Raw genomic sequence first — 23,136 nt, 5'->3', positions numbered from 1 at the left:
GAATAAGAATGGGTTTTAAAATAACAATAGTAAAATAATCCAATGAAAGCGATTTTATAAGAAGGAGGATGCTCTTCTTGCCGAAGTATTTACTGCGTTTGCTCTGCTTTACCCTGATCCTCGGAGCCCTTCCGGTCATTGTTATTGGTTCCGTCTCGTATACGATTGCATCACGTGACATTGAGCAGAAGGTGCGCGAGAGCAATCTTCAGATATTGCATCAGACCCAAATGCGGGTAGAACAAGTTCTGCGCAGCCTGCAATTATCATCCATCCAGTATGTCAATTCGCCCTTGGTACTACAAGCGATGAAGAAACCACTGGACAGCAGCGAGTTTCAGGAGATTCGTGATCTGACTTCCGGCTTTAACAACTTGCAAGCGGTTACGAACATTGACCAAGCCTATCTGGTTAATCTGGATGAAGATTGGGTCGTGTCGATGCGTTCTTTTGGAAAATTGGATGATTTCAGCATTCGAGACCGGATTGGCTCCTATCTGACCTATACCAACAGCCTGTTCTGGGTCACACAGAACGCCAGTTCAGCCAAAGAAAGTGTACCCGTATCAGCTGGAATGGGTGAACTAACACCCGAACAGGCGCCGACCCTTATTTCATCCGATAATGTGGTCAGTATGGTATTCAAGATTCCGATGGTACCCACGAATGTGAAACCCAAAGGCTTTCTGGTCATCGATATTGCTGACGCGGAGCTTAGTACATTTCTGAGTCGCAATTCGAATTCCGGGGACTTGTACGTTCTGGACCGGGAACAGAAATATTTTTTGAATGATACCCAGCAAGGGGCGAAATATGACACTTTAAATAAAGAAATCCACGAGATCGTCCAGACGACGGGGGAGCCAGAGGGTTTCTTTAGTGCGGAGGTGGAAGGTAACCAAGTAGCAGTCAGCTACAGACAGTCTCCGCTCAATGGCTGGTTGTATGTGTCCGTCGTATCTCTAGGACAGATCACGGCTCAGTCGCAGAAAATTGCATTGGTAACCGGTGTCGCTACGCTGGTCATGTTATGTGTAACGGGACTGGTCGCCATATACGGCAGTCGGCGGATGTACTCACCGATCTCCAGATTGCTGCAGTTTACGAAAGGGCTGGATGCTCCAGTTGCTCCGTCTGGGCGGCGTCAGGATGAATTTATCTATATCGAGGAGCAGCTGTCAACGTTGTTCAGTTCGGAGAAAACGATGCGTGAGCAGATGAAGGGGCAGCATGTGCACCTCCAGGAGTTTTTTATGACCAAACTGTTGACAGGCAAAATCTCCGAAGAGGATTTCAGATATCAGGGAGAATTGTACGATTTTCCGACAGGGTGGGCGAATCTTGGTGTGCTCATGCTCCAGATGGATACGTTGGAAGGGACTCGATATGAGGAACAGGATCGGGATCTGCTGCTGTTTGCTGTCAACAATATGGTAGGTGAGCTTCTTCCTTCGGCAGTTCGGTTCACTCCCGTCATGCTAGATGATGCTCAGGTCACCGTACTTGCCTCCGAACTGACGGATGAGGTGAAGCTGAAGGAATGGATGCATACCCAGGCAGACTGGATTCGCGAACGTGTCGTGACCTATCTGAATCTGCCCGTAAGTATCGGCATCAGTCGTTCTTACACTTGTATTGGTGATACGCCAAGAGCGGTTCAGGAGAGCCGCGAGGCTCTGCAAGGCCGGGTGAGTCTGGGCAGCCGTATTATTTTGCATTACGAGGATATTCAGCCACGTGGTCAGATGGAGGCCGCGTTGTATACCCAGTTACGCATGATTGAGGATCAGCTTGCTTCTGCGCTCAAGCAAGGAGATGAAGAGAAGACGGATGCCTACTTTAAGCAATATTTGGGGCTGCTTGCAGACAAGAAGCTTCATTTCAGTGAATACCCCGTCATTATGGTTCAGTTATTGTCTCGTGTATATCAGCTTGTGCAGGAGCAAGGCGGAGATGTAGCCGAAGTACTGGGAGAAAAAGCATCCATGTCACATTTGCTGAAGTTGTCCACATTGGACGAAATGACCAATTGGTTCCGCAAGCGGTTGTTCCTGCCCGTTATCCGTTTCTGGCGAGAACAGGAAGAATCCCAATACATGAACATTGCAAGGCGCATGATTCGCTTGATCGAGGAACGTTATGATCGTGAATTGTCGCTGGAAGCCTGCGCCGCTGAGCTTAATTTTCACCCTGTCTATCTAAGTCGGGTATTCAAAAAAGAAGCAGGAGTTAATTTTACGGAATATCTGGCAGAGTATCGTATGGAAAAAGCCAAGACCTGGCTGCAGACGACAAATCTGAAAATATCGGAGATCGCTGAGAAATTAAACTATACTAATCCAACCGCATTTATCCGTACATTTCGCAAAATCACAGGAACGACCCCCGGCAAGTACCGGGAGCAGCAGCGATAAAACAAGCCTGCTCTGCCCGCCATGGCAGGCAGGCTTTTTCATGTCTGGATGAAGGAAGAAGACTGCTTTTCTCCATAAAGTTAAGACAGGAACATGGAGGTTGAAAGCAGTTCATTGCTCCTTTAAATTCTGTGATGAAAATGCGCTGAACCCTTGCTGCATAAGGGGAAACAAAAGGCTAAAACGAGACGATAGCCAGTAATTCGTTTATCCTCCACAATGAAGACATGAATTCAGGAAGTGATATTTTGTAATCGTTTCCAATGTGGGGAGGAAGACAATATGAAAGCCGAAACGGCGGCTCGAACACGGCCCGCTACCCGCAGTGACAAAAACCTGCTGTGGAGAGACATTATCAAAAACCGGTGGCTGTATATCATGTTAATACCGGGTGTGCTTTACTTTGTTATTTTCAAATACATACCCATGTATGGCATCACGATGGCTTTTCAGGATTACACGCCTTACAAGGGCATCTTGGGAAGTGAGTGGGTAGGGTTCAAACATTTCCAACGCTTCTTCGGAGAACCGCAGTTCTGGACATTATTTCGGAATACGTTTTTGCTTGCCATTTATAACATTGTGTTCTTTTTCCCACTGCCGATTGTACTGGCACTCATGATGAATGAAGTTCGTCGTGAACGGTTCAAACGATTTGTACAAACGCTCGTCTATGTTCCACACTTTGTTTCCTGGGTTGTTGTTGTCGGTGTGTTCTACATGCTGTTCACAACCGAGGGCGGTGCCATTAATGAACTGCTCTATAACCTGACTGGACAAAAAGTGGCGTTCCTGCTTGAACCCGGATGGTTCCGAACGATGATTGTCGGACAATCCATCTGGAAAGAAGTCGGTTGGGGCACAATTATCTTCCTGGCGGCGCTCTCCGGTGTGGATACACAGCTCTATGAAGCTGCACGGATTGATGGTGCCAATCGCTGGCGCCAAACCTGGCACATTACGTTGCCGGCCATCCGCAGTACGATCGTCATTTTGCTCATTTTGCGTCTGGGCAATTTCCTGGATACAGGCTTTGAACAGATCTTCCTGATGCTGACTCCGACGAACCGGGATGTGGGCGAGGTATTCGATACCTACGTGTACACGAAGGGTCTTACCCAGGCACAGTACAGTTATAGTGCTGCTGTCGGGTTGTTCAAATCGGTTGTCGGGCTGGCGCTTGTCCTTGGTGCCAATACGCTGGCCAAAAAATTCGGGGAGGAAGGCGTCTACTAACCCTCGGGTGCAGACGTTCTTCACCAGACAGGAGTGAACATTAAGATGCAACAGGATAAAACGTGGGGCAACCGGATCTTTGATTTTGTGAATCACGGCTTGCTGCTGTTGATTGGAATCGTGACGGTTATCCCGTTCATGTATATTTTGGCCGTCTCGTTTACCAGTCCGCATGAAGTGGCTAAGGGAGGATTCATTCTTTTTCCAAAAGAGTTCTCTCTGGCCGCGTACCGTTACATTTTCTCTACAGATACCTTGATTCGCAGTCTGGGTGTATCGGTCTATATTACGGTGATCGGTACTTTCATTAACCTGCTGTTTACGTCACTTATGGCGTATCCGCTATCCAGAAGATATTTGCGTGGACGCCAGCCCATTTTGCTGGGTGTATTGTTCACGATGCTCTTCAGTGGCGGAATGATTCCAACATACTTTGTCGTGAAATCCTTACACCTGACGGACACGTTGTGGTCGCTGATGTTGCCTACCGCTATTAGTGCATTTAACTTGATCGTACTGAAAAACTTTTTCCAGGCCATTCCCGACGAACTGGAGGATGCAGCCAAAATTGATGGATGTAACGATGTCAGCGTATTGTTCCGGATTGTACTGCCGTTGTCCATGCCAGCGATGGCGACATTTTCACTCTTTTACGCGGTGGCCCACTGGAACAGCTTCTTCAGCGCTGTTATCTATATCAACGATAGTGAGAAGTGGCCTGTCCAAGTCTGGCTGCGTGAGATAGTCATTCTGGCACAGAGCCGAATCGGAGACACGAGTATCGAAGAGACCGAGATTCAGCCGCTTACGATTCGTATGGCCGTTATCGTATTCTCCACGATCCCGATTATGCTGGTATATCCATTCCTGCAAAAGCACTTTGCAAAAGGAGTGATGCTGGGTTCGGTGAAAGGTTGAGTCGGCACATGGTTCAAAGTCAGTTCACTATGACTGCATAAAAAAAGGGAGGTTTTCATGTGATGAAAGCAACAAAAAAGAAAGCCGTAGCTGTCTTGAGCACACTGGCACTGGTGACAGGTTTGCTGGCAGGATGCGGATCAGACGAGGGTCAGGCTGCCGAGGGCGGCGTACAAAATGTGTCCATAGCCATTGCACAGGTGGGTGATGTGCCAAGCAAAGGCAATGAAGTTCAGCAAAAGATTGAAGCGTATACCAATACCAAACTGGATATCCAGTGGATTCCGGCTTCGGCCTACAATGACAAAATCAACGTGATGATCGCTTCAAGTGATATGCCGAAAATTGTGAAGGTGCAATATAACCCAACGGTGACCAGCGCGATGCGTAATGACGTGTTCTGGGAAGTGGGCCCTTTGCTGAAAGACTACAAAAATCTGTCGGCACAGAATGAGCGTTTTTTTGACAACATCAAGGTAGAAGGCAAAATCTACGGGGTTCCTGTATTCTCGGATATTGCGCGGGCTACAGTGATCTATCGCAAGGACTGGTTCGAGAAGCTGAATCTCAAGGTGCCAGCCACACCGGATGAATGGTATGAAACGATCAAGACGCTGGCAACCTCTGATCCGGATGGAGATGGTCAGGATAATACGTTTGGACTGATGCTTTTCAAAAAATACAATGAGGACCAATATTCCTTCACAACGCGCCTTGGCGTAAGTTTTGGTGCACCTAACAAGTGGAAGGTCGAAGATGATGGCAGCTTCACGCCGGAATTCATGACACCGGAATATATGCAGGTGCTGGATCTGCTGAAACGTTTGTACGATGAGAAACTGCTGAACCAGGACTTTGCCGTATTCGACTCTACGGAAGCGGAGAAAAAGTATGATTCCGGTGTTGTTGGTATTCGTGTTGGTGTTGCGCAGAACGGTAAAAGTCAGCAAGAGCGTTTGTCCAAAAACAATCCGGATGGTGTGGTAGACATCGCTGGTTTGCTTGGAGCGAACGGAGATCGTGTTGCAGGACAGACGGGTAACTCCGGGATTCTGGCATTCCCTAAATCAACGGTGAAATCGGAAGAAGAACTCAAAAACCTGCTCTCCTTCTTGGATAAACTGATGGACCCTGAGATGGCAACCCTGTTGATGCGCGGTATGGAAGACAAACATTATACCAAAGTGAGCGAAGATCAGGTGGAGATGAGTGACTTTGATGCATTCCAGCGTGAAGTGAAGCCTTACCGTGATAATCTTCCTTATGTCGAAGGATATAACGTACCGAAATTGAAGGACACCGAACTGGGTGAAAAAGGTACCGCACTTGCCAAGGAACTAGCAGAGCACGCTGTGCCAAACCCTGCGCTGACGTTATATTCTCCAACGTATGGTGACCGTGGGGCAGACCTGGATCAGGTGATCGCCGATGCACAGACCAAATATATTATGGGCAAGATCGATCAAAGTGGCTGGGAAAAGGAAATCGAGAATTGGGGCAATGCGGGTGGAAACAAGATTCGTGAGGAATATGCCGAAGATTATAAAAAACAGGCTCAATAAAGAGCCGGAAGCGGAGGCTTGATCATGAAGGAAACGTTGCAATTCACATCCGTGCGTATGGCACAGCAGTTCATGGAAAGTTATCGCAATCATGAGCTGTATCCCAAATGGCATTATGAGAACGGCTGTCTGCTGAAAGCGCTGGAGGAGCTGTATACGTACACGGGGGAGCAAAAGTATTTTGACTACATCCGTGAGCTGATGGATCATTTCGTGCAGGAAGATGGCTCGATTCGCTCCTATACGGTTGAGGAGTATAATCTGGATCAGATCAATCAGGGGAAATCGCTGTTCCTTTTGCACGAGAAAACGGGAGAAGAGAAGTACCGCAAAGCTGCGGAGTTGCTTATGATGCAGCTCAAGGGACAGCCACATACGAGTGAGGGCGGGTTCTGGCACAAAAAGATTTACCCTTTCCAGATGTGGCTGGATGGATTGTACATGGCTACTCCTTATCTGACCCAGTATGGTGCAGTGACGGGTGAAGAGAAGTGGTTTGACAAGGCGGCTCTGCAGCTCTTGTTGGTGGAGCAACGTACACGTGATCCGCGTAGCGGTCTCTTGTACCATGCCTGGGATGAGAGCAAAGAGCAGCGCTGGAGTTCGGGGGAGACGGGATGGTCTCCACATGTCTGGAGTCGGGCGATGGGGTGGTATGTGATGGCGGTTGTGGACACATTGGATCACCTGCCGGTAGATCATCCGCAGCGCGGACAGATTGTAGGCATCTTCGAACGGGTGGCGAATGCGCTTGTACATGTGCAGGATCAACAGACTGGACTATGGCCACATCTGCTGGATCAGCCGGGACGTGAGCGGAATTATCTGGAGGCTTCCGGTACCTCGATGTTTGTCTATGCCTTGGCAAAGGGTGTACGTAAAGGATATCTAAGTGGCAAGTTCAAAGCAGTTGCTGAAAAAGGGTATCAGGGTCTGCTGCAGCATTTGTTACAAACGGACCGTGAAGGTGTGCTGTCCCTGACGCAGTGTAACGGCGGAGCAGGTCTCGGAGGGAGCCCCTATCGTGATGGGTCATACGAGTATTATGTGACCGAGTCCATTCGAATCAATGATCCGAAGTCGGTCGCTCCGTTCATTTTGGCAGGGGTGGAGATTGAACTTTACAAGTCCAACTAACATGTACATGAGAACGGAGAGGGCAGAAATAATCTGAGGAAGCGAAGCGTTCGCCTTTATCCCCGGATTTTCCCCTTTTAAAAGGGAATCAAAAAATCTGGAGATAACAGCGATCTGAAGGTTGTTCTGTCATCGGAGTGGTCTATGTACATAACCTTATCCAAAAGGAGAGATGGTTCATGAGTCCAAAAGGTCCAATGTCCCGTTTAGGCGGAATCGTTGTAATTGGTGCAATGTCCGCTGGGCTGCTTGCAGGTTGCGGGGGAGAAAAAGGGCCTGCTGCAGGGGAAGGTAAACTTCCCATTTCCATCTCTTTAATGCAGGTTGGTGATATACCGGCCAAGGAGAACGGAATTGAACAGAAGATTGAGGAATATACGAATACGGATGTCAATGTACAGTGGATTCCGCAGTCTGCTTTTGATGATAAAGTGAACGTTATGGTTGCTTCAGGCGAGATGCCGACCATTATGCGAGTGAATTATGTGCCGACAACATTTAATGCCGCCAAAACGGGACTGTTCTGGGAACTGGGGCCTTACCTGAAGGATTATAAGAATCTGTCTGCCCAATCCGAGGCTTATTTTAACAATATCAAAATTGAAGGCAAGGTCTACGGTATTCCGAACTTCCGGGATATTGGACGGACTGCTATCGTATATCGCAAGGACTGGTTTGATACGTTGAAGCTGGATATACCCAAAACGCTGGATGACTGGTATGAAGTGATGCGCTCCATTCGTAAGGATGACCCGGACGGGAATGGTAAAGAGGATACGTATGGTGCACTGCTATTCAAAAAGTATAATGAGGGTGTCTCTTCCCCACTGACGCGGATCGCTGTAAGTATTGGCGGCGTTAACAAATGGGGTGTGGATGATGCTGGAAAACTGACCCCGGAGTTCTTGACCACCGAATATGTGGACACAATGAAACTCTTCAAGCAACTGTTCAGCGAGGGATTAATTAATAGTGACTTCCCTGCCCTGGATCCTTCTGATGCGGACAAAAAAATGGATTCGGGCCTGATTGGCATGAAGCTGAATGGTGTGGCCCAGAACGGAAAGTCCTCTCAGCAACGGCTTACGCCTAATGCTCCGGATGGAGAGATTGATGTGGCTCCATTCCAGGGAACCGATGGTATCCGAATCGCCGGGGAGCCAGGAAACTATGGAATGCTGGTCATCCCGAAGGCGTCCGTTACGGATGAGGAGCAATTGAAGCAGGTTCTCACGTTCCTGGATCAGTTGATGGATGAGGAATTGAGCGCGTTGCAGCTCCGTGGATTGCTCGATGTGCACTACACCAAGACTGCGGATGGGAAAACCGAACTTAAGGATTTTGACGCTTATCAGCGTGAAGTGAAGCCATACCGGGATAATCTGTTAAGCATTGAAGGGTACAACGTACCTGAACTGGTCGATGTCCCGATTGGCATGAAGGGGACGAAGATGGCACGTGAGAATGAGCAGTACGCCATTGCCAATCCTGCACTCACATTGTCTTCGGCGATCTATACTGAGCGTGGCCAGGAGCTGGATCAGATGATCTGGGATGCGCAGACCAAGTACATTATGGGCAAAATCGATGATGCAGGTTGGGAGCAGGAAATCGCAGGCTGGAGAAAAGCCGGTGGTGATCAATTGATCACGGAATTGGAAGCATCCTACAAGGAATTAAACGGAAAATAAAACTGATTGGAATAAAAAAGGGTTGATCAAATGGAATGATATAGTTTATTCTATGAGTGAGTTCATTTTCCAATATCATAAGAAAGACCACACCCTTAAAGCATAAGGCTATGAATCTGCGGATTCATGGCCTTTTTTTGTGTTTTAAGCGAATGAAGTGGGCCTATGGAAGGAGCGATGCACGCCTTGAAGTGATGGGGACGGACGAAAAATGATACCAATAGCCTAGTTCGACATGGTAGAATATTGATTATTATGGCAAATTTAGGTTTTTGTTGTGGAGAGAAGTAACTAGGCTGACTAAGCAAAGCACCCCCATACTAAGGTACATAGGAGCGTGAGTAGATTGAAGAAGCAGATTGAAGGATACGAGAAGAAGAAAAAACGGAACGGTTGGATCGTCGGGTTGTTAACGACAGCTGTATTGGCAGGCACAATATTTCCTGTTGGACCTGGATATTTGACATCAACAGTAACAGCTGCATCGGGGACGAGTGACACTGCCCTTAGCAAGTTCAAGGATATTAAAGGCCACTGGGCTCAAGCGACGATTACCAAAGCTTATGAAAAAAATCTGATCTCTGGCTATCAAGACGGAACATTTCGTCCCAATGGCAAAATCACGCGTGGGGAATATGCGACCATACTTGCCCGTGCGACTGGATTGGAAACGGTAGAGGGGCAAAATCCATTCTCCGATCTCAAGGGACATTGGTCTGAAGCGGCGGTTAGCCAGCTTGTCGGACAAGGATTCATTAACGCGGGTGATTACGCCAAAGGGTTCAATCCGAATGCGGAGCTGACACGTTACGAGATGATGAAGTGGATTGCCAATGGACTGATCAAGTCCGGGAGCAGCTTCCAGGATGCTTTTAACGATACAAAAAATACGCTGCTTCCTACACCGGAAGTGAACCACGGCACCATTCGTGCGGAGCAGATTCCGTATCTTGCCCTTGTTCGTGGGACAGGCATTGTGGGTGGATTTCAGGATGGGACATTAAAACCAGCGGATTCCACTACTCGTGCAGAAGTATCGGCCATTTTACTGCGTTATATGGACGTGGAGGGCACGGATGCCGGGAAGTACAGTGACCTGAATGAGATGAGAGAGGTTGGCACGACGGGGACGAATTTAACGACGATTAGTAATTATAAATATAGTTCAGGTTCAGTCATGATATCTGATTTATCGAAAGGGAATATCAATTTAAGCAATAAATCGGGGTTATTAAAAATTCATCGTTTTATCGTTGTAGACGCTACTCAAAATAAGCCGAAGGGTATTTACGCGAAGCTCTTTCTTCCGGAAAAATACGCAAGTGGTTCCTATAGAACTTTTGCAGATGTGTCATTTACATCTAACTTAGAAAACTCGAATTTAATTACATTTAACCAGGGGCTTTCGGATTCGTTAATACAATTCAATCGTCTTGATTTAGACTTGGCTAAGAAACAAAGTAATGTGACAATACCTATGGACTCAGGTGAGCTTATAAAAAAAGGATTACAGAAAAGATTTTGGACTACATCAACTTTAAGAAATAAATCTTGGTCTTATTTTTTGAAATCAGATACAGAAGGCGAATTTAAAATTCAAAGGTAGCCTTATCAGGATGGTGAGCAAGTTGTAATGAAAAAGCTTAATTATTTTTCTGCTATTACTTTAGTGAGTATATTTATTTTACAAATTTTATTAATGTTAGTATTGTACCTACCTCTGAACGTTGTTCAGGCTGCTACAGATGAGTATGGACCTAAATCTATGAAAAACCCTCGGAAGGTCACAATACTGGCCACTCCTACTGTAGGGAGGCCAGGGGTTTATTGGTATCAAGTGGATAGCGGACAATTTAGAGCTGACCATGCGGGAGGACCAACTTATGCGAATAATGCAGGGAGTTGCTCCAGTCCATTTCCTGCTGCTGCAGAAGTTCCGGATAGTGTAGATTTCAGTAGATGGCCTGCAGAAAACTGGCCTGATTATAATTCCAGACGAGTCGAAGTCTCAAGCATACTTAATGTCCGAATCCATGATGTTAATTATCAGGGAAGAGCAGATCAAGATTCATATACTGGTGTGGGAGACCCTACCCCACCTTTTCCTTCAACAATTGTTGCAATAAGAACGATTACTGGAGGGTACCACATACCAACTGACAAGAGTCCATTCGCAAATGGTGGACAAACAACAGCGGGCTGTCCTAAATACAATGTTTCTTATTTCACGCCTACGGATATCATTTGGGAAGGCGATCTGGTTGAAGAAAAAGAAATCGATGTAACGCCAGATACTACTCTTACCACAGGTCAAACTCAGCAGATGGAAGCCCTGGTGAAAACCAAAAACTATGGCGAAACAGACTTTAATGAGGGCATCGACGTATCCCGCAGGGAAACGGAGATCAAATGGTTTTCCTCTGACGAGACGATTGCGAGTATAGAGCTCAAAACAGGCATGTTAAAAGCCGAAAGTCCGGGCACGGTCACTGTGCGTGCCATCTGGAACAATGGTACATACCTTATCTCGGATACAGCCACCATAACCGTTACGTCTGAGCCAGGACTCGTGGTGAATTTGCCGAACGCTTGCAAAGCCAATACCACACCCCTACAGGCGGAAGCGGTTTTAACCAAACCGGATCGCTCTGTTCATAAACTGACGGCTCATCCCAAATTGACGTGGCAGAGCTCGAATACGGCTGTGGCAACGATCGGCGCAGATGGTAAAATCACGACGAAAGGGATCGTGGGTAGCACAACTATCAAGGCTCATTTTCTTGATCCTGCCCAGCAACTGGATGAAGAGGGTACTCAAGTGCTTGAAGTAAAGGACTGCACGGATAATGGAGGAGGCGGTAATGGTGGTGATCCGGGTGGAGACCCTGCGAACGCATGCCCTGTGACCATCAGTCCACCTAGTAGAGGTACGGTGATTGAAGCATCAGTCATGGACCCATCTGTTCAAGGCGTGCTGAAGGCAGACGATCGGGGAGCTGAGAAGTTTGATGTCACTCGTGGTATTCCAACTTCCGAAGATCTCTATGCCAATGTGTTGGCTAAGGGATATCTGTTCCAGCATCGTTGGGTTAACATGACAGGAACGGTGACTTATACCGTGAATGTGAAGAAGGTTTATCATAAAACCTGGACGATCCCCGGAAGACCTTCCCGTGGTGAGGGTGATCCAGGAACACCTCCTGAGCCCAGAGAACTTGATGTTCCTGGTGACAAGGCTATGCGAGTAACACGGACATATAGCTATTGGCAGATCGATAACCTGGAGGTATACAAGTTAAATGAAGCCAAGGTATCTAACTATGCGCTAGGTGGATATGGTGATACCGTGACCCTGACGCCCAATGCATATACTCCACCGGCTTTGCAATCGGCTATGGATCCTGCGGTTACCAATCATGTGAAACCTGCTCCATGTCGAGAAATTGATCTTGGCATCCAAGGGGTTCCGGGTGGTTCGACTGAACCGCCTACGCCAGATGAAACGTCATTGTTTCAATCTGAAGCTGAAGCGGAAGTTAGAGAGAACACCGTTAATAACGATAAGGTAACCTTCAATGGAGCGACGATTATGGACCCTGCTCCAGTGGAGAAAACAGCTCCAAGACCTGGCACGATCCCGCTGCCTGGCATGATTGAAGACGATGTTCTGTACCAGAACCGGCTGACGATCAAGAACACATTGATAAACAAAGCTAACCAGCCGACCACGGGTGAGATTACATATGGACTGCAGCCTGGCAATATTAACGGAGGGCAGGATCAGAAGTTTCCCATTCTGGGTATCAACTCGGTGACGGTACATACTCCGGTTGTGAACTATGCCTGGGTGTCAGATGATCAGCCGCATAACCAGAAGACCACGCCTGATCCGACCAGGGCTGCACTTATTCTAGAGCGCCCATTCCTAGTGCGGATACCTACCTCAGGTCAACATTTGGATGCAGCGAGTTACCCTGGTTATGGAAACCGTGATTATGCAAAATATTTTCGGATCAAACAGGTTCGTTTCCCATTCGATGTCTATAACGGTGCCAGAAGTCAGTTTATTCCGGCCATGACATGGGTGGATATTCCGGTAAATCAGTTGGACACCCCTTTTTATCTCCCGGTATGGATAGATGAGGGGAATTACCAGATCGAGTTCCGTAATATCGCCGAAAATGCACCTGCAAACTTTACGGAACAACAGGATGCGAACACGAATCTGACCCATCATGTCGCAGCAGATACCGTTGCTGTGGAAGTCATCGGACGATTGTATGATTTTCATATCACCGATATTTCAGACTACAACTGGGAGAATGTGTTCCGCAAGCGGATGGGCAGCCCGGAACCAACAGGTGTGAGCTACTGGACCGGAGGTAATAGTATTGACGGAGATCCCCGAGGTAACTTGGCTCCCTATGTACTTCCCATTCGTCCTGGCAGTCATCCGGTACAGGGTTTTCGAAATGCAGCGTTGAAGACCGGTTACCATTTCAAGTTTGACCTGAAGACCAAGGGTAATATGTTTGGGAAACAGGATGGTATCCGAATCACGCCGACGTTCTCTTTTGTGAGCAAAGATGGCACCACCCGGCAAGGAGTGGATTTATACTACCATCGAGGACAGGAACGACTCATTCGTATCGGATCGGCACAAGATTTAGAAAAACGCTTTGTTGTCCTGAACTCACGGTTGCGGAATGTACCCGGTATGGAGTTAGGTGATACAGCACGTTATCAGTATACCTATGAACTGTCGGAGGAGGAACGCAATCAGGGTACAATGGCGGAACATATGGTGCGTTTCGTGGATCAGACCTCTCATCATAAAACGTGGGTAGGCCGTTATGACTGGATGATTCTTCCTTCACAGATCCGTACACTCATTGGTCCAAAAACAGATATTCCATTTGGGGTTAATGTAGATCGGGCGAATGCAGCGATTCAGCGCTGGTATGGCGAATATAGCTTGCCAGCGGATGTATATGCTGTCCCCAAAGGAACCAATCTAGAACTGCTCGCCAGACAAAATCAGTTGGATGAGAAGGAAAAGGTATTTCTGAGGGACGGTTACATCGTGGTTAACTTCAATATCGAAACATTGCGCAGCGGCAATACGAATGCACCGCACCTGCAATATATTCATGCCCCGTTGATGAATCAATGGCAGATGGAGGGTTTCGATAACAGCCCCGTAGATGGTCAGGGTAGAAGCTGGCCGATGCAAGATGGGGATGTGGTTTTGTACCACGCCCATCAATCCAGCCGCAATGATTTCCAATCCCAGGTACCGCATTAGAGAGACATCGTCTTACCCCTAATGAAGGCAGACGTGATGTGAATCCACATGACGTTTGTCTTCTTTTGCGTGATTTGGATTATGGTTGGTCAGCAGAACGGGTATAAAGGTAAGAGGCACTCGTTCCATCCATTCATTAATTTTTTCAACGAGAGGGGAACAACACACATGATTGAAGAGGATAAGCAGGAACTATTGTTTTCAGAAGATACATACGAAGGAAGAGATCTGGGTGTCACATTAGAAGCACATGGCTGTCTTTTCAAAGTCTGGTCACCGTTAGCTGTTCAGATGGAACTTCTTTTGTACCCACCTTTGACAGGCGGAAGCCCGGAGGAAGAGCCCAATCGACTGAAACAGCAGACGTTACCCATGCGAAAAAAAGAACAAGGCGTCTGGGTTCTCAAACTGGAGGGCGATTTAAGTAGCTACCGTTACATGTACAAGCCTACTTTTGAAGATGGACATTCAACTACTGCTGTAGATCCATACGCACGAGCGGTGACCATGAACGGAGAAATGGGTGTAATTGTAAGACTGGAGCAGACAGATCCGCTTGGATGGAGTGAGGATGTTCGCCCTGAATTGATTAGTCCTGTAGATGCAGTCTTATACGAGTTGCATGTGCGTGATTTTTCCATTCACTCATCATCTGGCATAACGAATAAAGGCAAATACATGGCTTTTACCGAGACGGGTCTGCACGATTCAGATGGCAATACGTTGGGGATTGATCATTTGGTTGAACTGGGGATTACTCATGTGCATCTGCTGCCTGTATTTGATTTTGCGACGGTGGATGAATCAAGGGTGGATGGTGATACGTCTGATGCCTCCAACTATAACTGGGGATATGATCCACTTCATTACAATGTCCCGGAAGGTTCCTATGCCTCACGCGCGGATGATCCGGAGATACGAATTCGTGAGTTCAAGTCAATGGTACAAGCCCTTCATAACAAGGGAATAGGTGTCATTATGGATGTCGTATATAATCATACGTTTGATACGGCAGGCAGCTCGTTTGAAAAACTGGTACCAGGTTACTACTATCGCCAAAATGCCGATGGGACATATAGCAATGGTTCAGGTACGGGCAACGAGGTGGCTACTGAACGTGCCATGGTTCGCAAGTTCATTATCGATTCGGTGCGTTACTGGGCAGAGGAGTATCATGTGGATGGTTTTCGATTTGACCTGATGGGCCTGATGGACACCACTACGATGAAACAGCTTGCAGCGGAGTTACACGCCGAAGTATCCCCATCCGTATTGCTGTATGGTGAACCATGGGGGGCACTGGATTCACCGCTTGGAGATGATATGACTCTTAAAGGAGTGCAGCGCGGTGCTGGTTTCGCCGTGTTTAACGACAATTTCCGCGGAGTGATCAAGGGAGACAGCGATGGAACCGGGACGGGATTTGCGACGGGCGCGGACGGGAAAGAAGGCGAATTGTGGACAGGCGTACGGGGAGCCATCGATGATTTTGCGGATGGCCCATCCGAAACCATTAATTATGTAACGGTGCATGATAATCTCAACCTGTGGGACAAAGTCGCACATACACAAGGACTACACGATACGCTGAATTTCCTCACCTATAACGAGGATGGAAGTATCCGCGGATGCAAAAGTGTGGAAGAGGCTGTAGAGAAGGCGAAGCCTTACCTGCAGATCGATCCAGAACACATTCTGGAGAATGAGACGGTTAGGCGTTGTCTGCTTGCCAATGGTATCGTGCTAACCTCCCAGGGTGTCCCTCTGATCGCGGCTGGAGATGAGCTGCTTCGCAGCAAATATGGGGATGCCAACAGCCATCAGAGTGGGGACGTAGTCAATGCCATTCATTGGGAGCAAAAGCGACAGTTCAAGCCGGTGTTTGACTATTATCGTGGGCTGATCCGTCTTCGGCGAGAGCATCCAGCTTTTCGACTTCGTACACGGGAAGAGATCGAGAAGCATGTTCGTCTTCTTGAAAAAGGTAATGGTGTACTAGCCTATGAATTGGAAGGTGCGGCCGTCAGCGATTCATGGGAACGCATTGTCGTCATCTATAATGCTGCAAAAGAAACCCGTACCGTCTCTGTTCCCACAGGGACATGGAATGTGGTCGTAGAGGAAGGGAAAGCCGATGTCGATGCGATACGTATCGTGCAGGACGGACAGGTGACTGTGAATGCTTTATCTATAACGGTGATGTATTCGAATTCCTGATCGCCACAATGGTTGCCAAGAAATGAGGTGTGCCCGCAATAGGAAGAGTGCTCACAAGGACACGTCCAAGATGTCCCCATAAATTGGGTGCAAAATAAAAAAAACGAATCCCCTTCCAATTGGAAAGGGGATTTTGTGTCGAGTTAAAGAGAAGTGCCTCAGTCGTAGGAGGACTTTGTCCTGCTCGATCTTTATTAAACGTCCGCCATTTTAGTGCGTAGTTTAGTATAGTTTTCCTTCATACCACGTTCGTTCTGCAAATATTCTTATATATTTCAAACTTTTTTTGTCGGGACAGGTACAAATGCTGTCAATCTATGGCGCTTGTTTACATATCTATAATTTGAAAGCGATTGCTAATTGAATACTTGAATGGAACCGATATGATGAGTACAGACAACCCCGGGTTGACAAATCACGTCCCACTCCGTAACATCGGGACAACACGAAATCAATGGATATAAAGGCGGTGGGAACGATGCCGGAATGGACTTCTTTTCGTTACGAAGGCAACGATCTTGGCTTAACATATACTCGTGCTGCAAGTACTTTTAAATTGTGGGCACCTACGGCACAACAGGTTTATATATTGGTTTTTGTAGATGAAGGTCATTACAACGATAGTGGCAAAGTACAAGATCATGAAGGTGGGCAGGAACATGCTCTGACGCGCGATGCGGATGGAATATGGAGTCGGGAGCTTAACGGCGATTGGGCAGGACATTTTTATATGTACCGAATCACCCATGATGATCAGCGGATTGAAGTAGTTGCAGATCCGTATGCCAGAGCGGTAACAGCTAATGGGCAACGAACAGCCATTATCGATCCTGAGACCACCAATCCGGTCGATTGGGACCTGGATGTCAAACCTGCTTTTCTGCGTCCGGTGGATGCCGTTCTATATGAGCTGCATGTCCGTGATTTCTCCTCGGACCCCCATGCAGATATTCCGTATAAGGGAAAATATTTGGCATTCACGGCATCCGGACTCACCGACAGAGCGGGCAATAGCATTGGGATAGACCATCTTGCCGAACTGGGCGTCACTCATGTGCATCTTATGCCTGTAGCGGATTATCAGACGGTGAATGAACTCGCTGCGGCGGATGTGGGTTCTAATGTCAGAGCACCATACAACTGGGGATATGATCCCCAGCATTATAACGTTCCCGAAGGTTCGTATGCGACAGATCCACGTGATCCGGCAGTTCGCATCCGAGAGTTCAAATCCCTCGTTCAATCACTGCACAGACAAGGCATTCGCGTTGTACTTGATGTTGTCTATAACCATACGTATAGCGTGGAAGAGGGACCTTTTGAACGGATTGTACCAGGCTATTATTACCGTTATCGGGAGGATGGCACCCTCAGTAATGGTTCTGGTGTAGGCAATGAATTGGCGACCGAACGTCCAATGGTGCGAAAATATATTTTGGATTCTCTCCGATATTGGGCAGAAGAATATCATGTGGACGGATTTCGATTTGACCTCATGGCCCTGATTGATACGGAAACGATGAATGAATTAACGCGCGAATTGCGGGAACAGATCGATCCGGCGTTTCTGATCTATGGGGAACCCTGGACGGGCGGAGATTCACCTTTGGACCGCAAAACGTTAAAAGGAACCCAGCGAGGTCAGGGATTTGCTGTATTTAATGATCATTTTCGCAGTGCAATCAAGGGTGATAGTGATGGCAGTGGCAGAGGGTTTGTCACGGGTGCCGGAGGACAGGAATATGAGATTATTAGGGGATTAGCAGGAGCATTGGATGATTTTACATCTTCACCTGTGGAAACCGTCAATTATGTGACTGCCCATGACAATCTCAATCTGTGGGATAAAGTTGCGACCACGATGAACCTCAGACATGAATTAGGTTTTCCCGTATGGAAGGACGGACAGCCCGTTGGAGGCGGAAGTGCGGAGTCGGCTGTAAAAGCAGCCGATCCTTATCGGTATGTCGATGCAGATGATGTAATGGATCATGAGATGGTTCGTCGTTCGTTGCTGTCTTCCGGTATTCTACTTACCTCTCAGGGCATTCCGTTTCTGCATGCAGGGGATGAGATGCTCCGATCCAAAGCCGGTGATCATAACAGTTATCGGAGCGGGGATGCGGTGAACACCATCACATGGGCCAATAAATCGCGGTTCAGACCGGTGTTTGACTACTACCGTGGTCTTATTCATCTGCGACGTACTCATCCCGCCTTTCGTATGATTGATGCCGAACAGGTACGTAATCACCTTCGTGTGATCCGTGGCGACGGCAATGTGGTTGCTTTTATACTTCAGGATGGAGCGAATCAGGATACCTGGAATCAGATTATGGTCATTTATAACGGAACGGAACATCAGCAGCATGTGGACCTGGGGGAAGGTGACTGGCATATCGTGGTCAACGATCATCAGGCAGGTACAGATCTGATCGAGACCGTTCGTGGCACTGTTCAGGTAGAACGGTGGTCATTGATGGTTTTGTATGACACAGAGCATCCTGGAGGCGCTGAACCGGCTACCCTGGAGATTAGTTTTCCACGTCAGGTATACAGTCCGAAGGAGACCACTAAACTGCGAGCCATTGTAAGGGACAGCATCGGCAATGTGGTAGAGAATGCCCCGGTTACCTGGACTTCTTCTGAGCCAGATATTATTCGGATACAACCTGATGGAACAATCCAAGCGCTGGAATGTGGGGAAGCTTCGATTACAGTCCACTGTGGGGAGATAACGGCAACCTGTATGTTACAGGTGGATCATCGTCATGCGGAGCGAATCGAAATTGTGGGCGAACCTGTCATGTACATGACTCGAATCAGTCGCTTTCGTGCATTAGTGCTTGATCAATTCGGTCAGCCGCTTCAGGATTCAAACATACGTTGGAGCTCCTCTCATCCGGAACTGGCAGCAGTGAGTGCAGCGGGGATCGTACGTGCGATGACACCTGGAGCAACCCATATTATTGCTGAATCTGGAGGGATCCGGGCAACGCTTGGCGTAAGCATTCATAAACAGATTTCGCGAACGGTCACGCTCCGATACGAACGGGAAGACCAGCATTATGAAGGTTGGGATGTCTGGGTATGGGGCACAGGTATGGAAGACGGAGCGGTACGACTGGAACAAGTTGGAAATTACGCTGAAGCCCGTTTCCGCGTAGCTCCAGGTTTGCACCACTTGGGACTCATCATTCGACTGAACGAGTGGGAGGCCAAAGATACATGCGGAGATCGTTATGTGGATATCGTACCTGAAGATGGAGATGTACACATTACGGTCCGCAGTGGTTCAGACGAGATGCAGGTCATTCGCGAAAGGGATAATTCAGAGGGGCGTAATAGTGCATAATGTTCTTTTTAATAACATCATAAGGTAGTTCGTCAAAACCCTTGATAAACCAGCAGTTGGAAGAGATTCCGACTGCTTTTTTGGTCTGATTATAAGAAGTCTGGCATGTCAAAAAATAAAGAATTATCCTGTTCCGTGTTTGAGATCCTCTATCATTGGGGTAAATATAGATATGGCCCACGATTCGGCCAAAGAAAAAAAGACCATTATGGTCTACGAGAGAAGCCTTAGCGCTTTCCAACAAATATAATGTAGTGATCCCTTGAAGGAGGATGTTCAATCATGAAATCCAACGGAAAAATGGCTCAACTTACAGCAACGCCAAGAACGGAAAAGAAAGGTGCAGCATTGCGCCTGTTAAGACAAGGTGGACGAGTTCCCGCTGTCGTATACGGCCCGGGACAAGAAGGTTCCTCCATACATGTAGATGAAAAAGAAGTGCTGAAAGTGGCACGCACAGGCCGCTCCGAGATGTTCAACCTGAATGTTGAGGGCGGTAAAACGATTCCAGTGCTGATCAAGGATCAGCAAGAGCGTAACGGACGTTTGCTCCATGTAGACTTCCTGCAAATTTCCAAGAACAAGCCGATCAGCGTAAGTGTATCGATCGACTTCCAGGGTACAGCAGCCGGTTCGAAAGCTGGCGGTGTATTCCAGACACAGGAAACACAATTGGAAGTAGAAGGTTTGCCAGCAGATCTGCCAACTTCTATTGAGGTTGATGTGAGCGGATTGGACATTGGTGATCGCTTGACTGCTGCGGATATCAAACTGAATAAAGGTTTGACACTCGTAACATCACCTGAATCCATTATCGCTTCCGTTATGCCGCCACAAGCGGTTGAGGAAGAGCCAACAGCATCTGCTGAGGAAGCTGAACCGGCAGCTGAAGAAAAAGCTGAAGAAGAATAAGCCAAGCTACGGGATCTTGCCAGATCTCATGCATAACCAAAGCCCAGTCCTAGTGACTGGGCTTTTTTTTGTTTGCCGAGCAAGAGAGTTCAATAGGCACATCGTTCGCATGAAAAATGAGAATGTACTACAATACAGGTTAAAGGATAAGAAAGTGGGTTTATTTCAATGTTTGATCCAACGGTGTATGACAATCTGAAAGTCGGGTTTGAGAATCATCTCTATGATATGGATAACCTGGATGAGCGTATTCAGATTAAGGGGCGTAAAGATCGGCTGGAGATGGCGGTAATGTCCAGAGAGTTCATGTTACAATTCTGTCTCAGGAATCGTCCTGAAGTAACAGGCGAAGTCGTGCTTAGCAGTTCCCTTGAGGAGCTTGCAGCCGAGATTTTGGAGACGCCTGATACACATCCGGGATGCCGTCTGGAACTTCGGTTTGGCATGGTTGTGAAGGAGCCAGAGACGTTGTGCCCAGCTATTCGTTCGATATTGCAGATGAGCTGGCCTGAGCAGAGGATATGCCAGAATATCCGATATATCTTTGATGAACAGCCAAGCACGTATAATGTCACGGCTCACGTATATTTTGACCGCAGTGTGAATGAAGACCAGATGGGAGATATTCCTGAACTCTGTGAGCATATGGCGAATGTGATGAATCAATTTTTACCGTTGTATAACCAGTAATTCTGAATAAAGCCTTGTCTCTTTGTAGAGATCAGGGCTTTTTTGTATTATTTTTAGAAAATTGTATAGGCTTTCAGGCTTAGGTATAAGGCCTTTTGGGTTAATATTTTACGCAAGCAAGTAAGAGAATGTATATTAAAAGGGGGTAAGAGTGCAATTGAACTATATACAAACGGTGAAATTGCGAAAATAATATTGGGACTAAAGATTTAGTTCTGTACTAAAGGAACTAGTTTTCCTTGCCGATAAAATATCGAAGGGGAGAAACTACATGACAGAGAAATTAATTCGTCTGCTGCGTATACTTCAGGCTATACAAGCAAATCCCGGAATTTCCGCCAAGGAGTTGGCGCTGAAATGCGGTACAACTGTACGCACGATATATCGTGATCTCCGGATTTTGGACAGGGTCGCCCCGATTATGAATGAAGGATACGGCAAGGGTTACCGATTTATTGGTGAGTTTGCGATGTATCCGTTAGACTTTACTGAACAGGAAGCGATGGTTTTCTCCATGCTTCCGTCCGTAGTTGATACCTCCAAGTTACCTGCTGAATTTGATTCAGCTTTTGACAAGGTCATGTCAGCTCATACCAAATTAAAATCAAGAAACAGTGACATTGTAGAGAATATTGCGGGAATTATTCGGATGGGCACGCCAGCTTATCGTGAGGAAGGAAAAGACCCTAATTTGCTGATTCCCATCATCGAAGCGATTCTAAGTCGGCAAACGATTCGCACTCAATATCATACGCTGACTAGAAATGAGATCACGGTCCGGGATATCGATCCTTATTATCTTATTCCGCGGGATCAACGTTTTTATCTGATTGGATACTGTCATTTGCTACAAAAAGTCCGATTGTTTCGAATTAGCCGCTTTCTGGATGTGGAGAGAACACATGTCGAATTCGACAAGGGTGATTTCAACATAACGCAGTACATGAAGAACACATGGTCCATTGACCGTGGCGACGAACATATCCATTTCAAGGTAAGATTCTCTGAGAGAGTGGCCCCCTACATAAAAGAAGAAGAGATGTTTGTTCGCCCGCGAATGACGGATATGTCGGATGGGGGATTGTTATTTGAAGTGACACTGAATAGCAGCCGAGAGTTTTTGAAATGGTTGTATCAATTCGGACCCGAGGCAGAGGTACTTGAACCTCGTGAGTTTCGTAAAGAGATACGCAGGCAACTCGTGGAGTGGTTGGAGCATTATGATAACGAAGTATATTTGTGAAATTTTCAAAATGGAGAATACAGGAAAAGGAGCAGGTGATATGAGCACCAAATTATTCGCAGCTATGTATGGGATGGAGCATTTCCATGGAGTGCAAGCTTTACATGTGGGGGACACCGTGTATCTCGTCAAAGATCCAGATAATCGTTTGGACCATCAAGCGATTAAGGTTGTTATTCCCCCGATTGGAGCCGTAGGTTATATCGTTAATGATCCGCTTGTCGTACCGCATGGATGTTGGACCGGGACGGCATTCTATGATGTTTTTCATCAACTAACGTGTGCCAAAGTACGCTTCATGATGAGAGATCTGGTCATTATGGAGTTAATTGAGATGAGCCAAATTCCCATTCCGCAAATGGATTCTTTTATCACCGGATGGCAATCTCGTGAAAAAGCTTGATCATCCTAAAGAGCGTCTTTCTTATGGGGCAGGATGATTATCAAAACAGAAGG

At 47.2% G+C, this 23,136-nt stretch carries 14 protein-coding genes; all 14 read left to right on the top strand.

What is annotated here, in order from left to right; all coding sequences use genetic code 11:
* Positions 1 to 77 precede the first annotated feature (77 nt).
* The 14 genes from MHI06_RS22660 to MHI06_RS22595 all read left to right on the top strand — a co-directional run bounded on the left by MHI06_RS22660 (position 78) and on the right by MHI06_RS22595 (position 23,083).
* Positions 78 to 2,414 carry an AraC family transcriptional regulator gene (locus tag MHI06_RS22660; protein ID WP_169481869.1) on the top strand — a complete coding sequence of 779 codons (2,337 nt, stop codon included), beginning with the start codon at positions 78 to 80 and terminating at the stop codon, positions 2,412 to 2,414.
* A gap of 282 nt (positions 2,415 to 2,696) precedes the next feature.
* Positions 2,697 to 3,650 carry a sugar ABC transporter permease gene (locus MHI06_RS22655; RefSeq protein WP_340399190.1) on the top strand — a complete coding sequence of 318 codons (954 nt, stop codon included), beginning with the start codon at positions 2,697 to 2,699 and terminating at the stop codon, positions 3,648 to 3,650.
* A gap of 45 nt (positions 3,651 to 3,695) precedes the next feature.
* Positions 3,696 to 4,568 carry a carbohydrate ABC transporter permease gene (locus MHI06_RS22650; RefSeq protein ID WP_169481870.1) on the top strand — a complete coding sequence of 291 codons (873 nt, stop codon included), beginning with the start codon at positions 3,696 to 3,698 and terminating at the stop codon, positions 4,566 to 4,568.
* 62 nt (positions 4,569 to 4,630) lie between these two features.
* On the top strand, positions 4,631 to 6,130 hold the full coding sequence (locus tag MHI06_RS22645; protein WP_340399189.1) for an extracellular solute-binding protein: 1,500 nt from the start codon (positions 4,631 to 4,633) through the stop codon (positions 6,128 to 6,130).
* Positions 6,131 to 6,154: 24 nt separating this feature from the next.
* Positions 6,155 to 7,267 carry a glycoside hydrolase family 88 protein gene (locus MHI06_RS22640; RefSeq protein ID WP_340399188.1) on the top strand — a complete coding sequence of 371 codons (1,113 nt, stop codon included), beginning with the start codon at positions 6,155 to 6,157 and terminating at the stop codon, positions 7,265 to 7,267.
* 179 nt (positions 7,268 to 7,446) lie between these two features.
* Positions 7,447 to 8,958 (top strand): extracellular solute-binding protein, encoded by a 1,512-nt coding sequence (locus MHI06_RS22635; RefSeq protein WP_340399187.1) that lies wholly within the window; start codon positions 7,447 to 7,449, stop codon positions 8,956 to 8,958.
* Positions 8,959 to 9,304: 346 nt separating this feature from the next.
* A complete protein-coding gene (locus tag MHI06_RS22630) occupies positions 9,305 to 10,564 on the top strand; it encodes an S-layer homology domain-containing protein (protein ID WP_340399186.1) in 1,260 nt (419 codons plus the stop codon).
* Between the two features lie 231 nt (positions 10,565 to 10,795).
* Positions 10,796 to 14,263 (top strand): DUF5704 domain-containing protein, encoded by a 3,468-nt coding sequence (locus MHI06_RS22625; RefSeq protein ID WP_340399185.1) that lies wholly within the window; start codon positions 10,796 to 10,798, stop codon positions 14,261 to 14,263.
* Positions 14,264 to 14,431: 168 nt separating this feature from the next.
* The gene (gene pulA, locus MHI06_RS22620; protein ID WP_340399184.1) at positions 14,432 to 16,480 is read left to right on the top strand and encodes a type I pullulanase; all 2,049 of its coding nucleotides are present in this window, start codon (positions 14,432 to 14,434) and stop codon (positions 16,478 to 16,480) included.
* A gap of 478 nt (positions 16,481 to 16,958) precedes the next feature.
* A complete protein-coding gene (gene pulA / locus MHI06_RS22615) occupies positions 16,959 to 19,835 on the top strand; it encodes a type I pullulanase (RefSeq protein ID WP_340399183.1) in 2,877 nt (958 codons plus the stop codon).
* 282 nt (positions 19,836 to 20,117) lie between these two features.
* Positions 20,118 to 20,747, top strand: a complete 630-nt coding sequence (locus MHI06_RS22610) for a 50S ribosomal protein L25 (protein ID WP_340399182.1) — start codon at positions 20,118 to 20,120, stop codon at positions 20,745 to 20,747.
* A 168-nt stretch (positions 20,748 to 20,915) separates the two neighbouring features.
* The gene (locus MHI06_RS22605) at positions 20,916 to 21,437 is read left to right on the top strand and encodes a hypothetical protein (RefSeq protein ID WP_340399181.1); all 522 of its coding nucleotides are present in this window, start codon (positions 20,916 to 20,918) and stop codon (positions 21,435 to 21,437) included.
* A 271-nt stretch (positions 21,438 to 21,708) separates the two neighbouring features.
* Complete coding sequence (locus MHI06_RS22600) at positions 21,709 to 22,680, top strand: WYL domain-containing protein (RefSeq protein WP_169481879.1); 972 nt, start codon at positions 21,709 to 21,711, stop codon at positions 22,678 to 22,680.
* A gap of 40 nt (positions 22,681 to 22,720) precedes the next feature.
* Positions 22,721 to 23,083 carry an HIRAN domain-containing protein gene (locus tag MHI06_RS22595; protein WP_169481880.1) on the top strand — a complete coding sequence of 121 codons (363 nt, stop codon included), beginning with the start codon at positions 22,721 to 22,723 and terminating at the stop codon, positions 23,081 to 23,083.
* The last annotated feature ends 53 nt before the right edge of the window (positions 23,084 to 23,136 follow it).

Source organism: Paenibacillus sp. FSL H8-0079 (genome assembly GCF_037991315.1).
Lineage (GTDB): Bacteria > Bacillota > Bacilli > Paenibacillales > Paenibacillaceae > Paenibacillus.
This window is presented reverse-complemented; position numbering and strand designations above follow the sequence as displayed.

What these genes read in the sequence shown, in the direction of transcription:
- pulA (WP_340399183.1), top strand. Translation starts at nt 16,959, where the DNA reads ATGCCGGAATGGACTTCTTTTCGTTACGAAGGCAACGATCTTGGCTTA.
- MHI06_RS22655 (WP_340399190.1), top strand. Translation starts at nt 2,697, where the DNA reads ATGAAAGCCGAAACGGCGGCTCGAACACGGCCCGCTACCCGCAGTGAC.
- MHI06_RS22605 (WP_340399181.1), top strand. Translation starts at nt 20,916, where the DNA reads ATGTTTGATCCAACGGTGTATGACAATCTGAAAGTCGGGTTTGAGAAT.
- MHI06_RS22610 (WP_340399182.1), top strand. Translation starts at nt 20,118, where the DNA reads ATGAAATCCAACGGAAAAATGGCTCAACTTACAGCAACGCCAAGAACG.
- pulA (WP_340399184.1), top strand. Translation starts at nt 14,432, where the DNA reads ATGATTGAAGAGGATAAGCAGGAACTATTGTTTTCAGAAGATACATAC.
- MHI06_RS22640 (WP_340399188.1), top strand. Translation starts at nt 6,155, where the DNA reads ATGAAGGAAACGTTGCAATTCACATCCGTGCGTATGGCACAGCAGTTC.
- MHI06_RS22635 (WP_340399187.1), top strand. Translation starts at nt 7,447, where the DNA reads ATGAGTCCAAAAGGTCCAATGTCCCGTTTAGGCGGAATCGTTGTAATT.
- MHI06_RS22595 (WP_169481880.1), top strand. Translation starts at nt 22,721, where the DNA reads ATGAGCACCAAATTATTCGCAGCTATGTATGGGATGGAGCATTTCCAT.
- MHI06_RS22650 (WP_169481870.1), top strand. Translation starts at nt 3,696, where the DNA reads ATGCAACAGGATAAAACGTGGGGCAACCGGATCTTTGATTTTGTGAAT.
- MHI06_RS22645 (WP_340399189.1), top strand. Translation starts at nt 4,631, where the DNA reads ATGAAAGCAACAAAAAAGAAAGCCGTAGCTGTCTTGAGCACACTGGCA.
- MHI06_RS22600 (WP_169481879.1), top strand. Translation starts at nt 21,709, where the DNA reads ATGACAGAGAAATTAATTCGTCTGCTGCGTATACTTCAGGCTATACAA.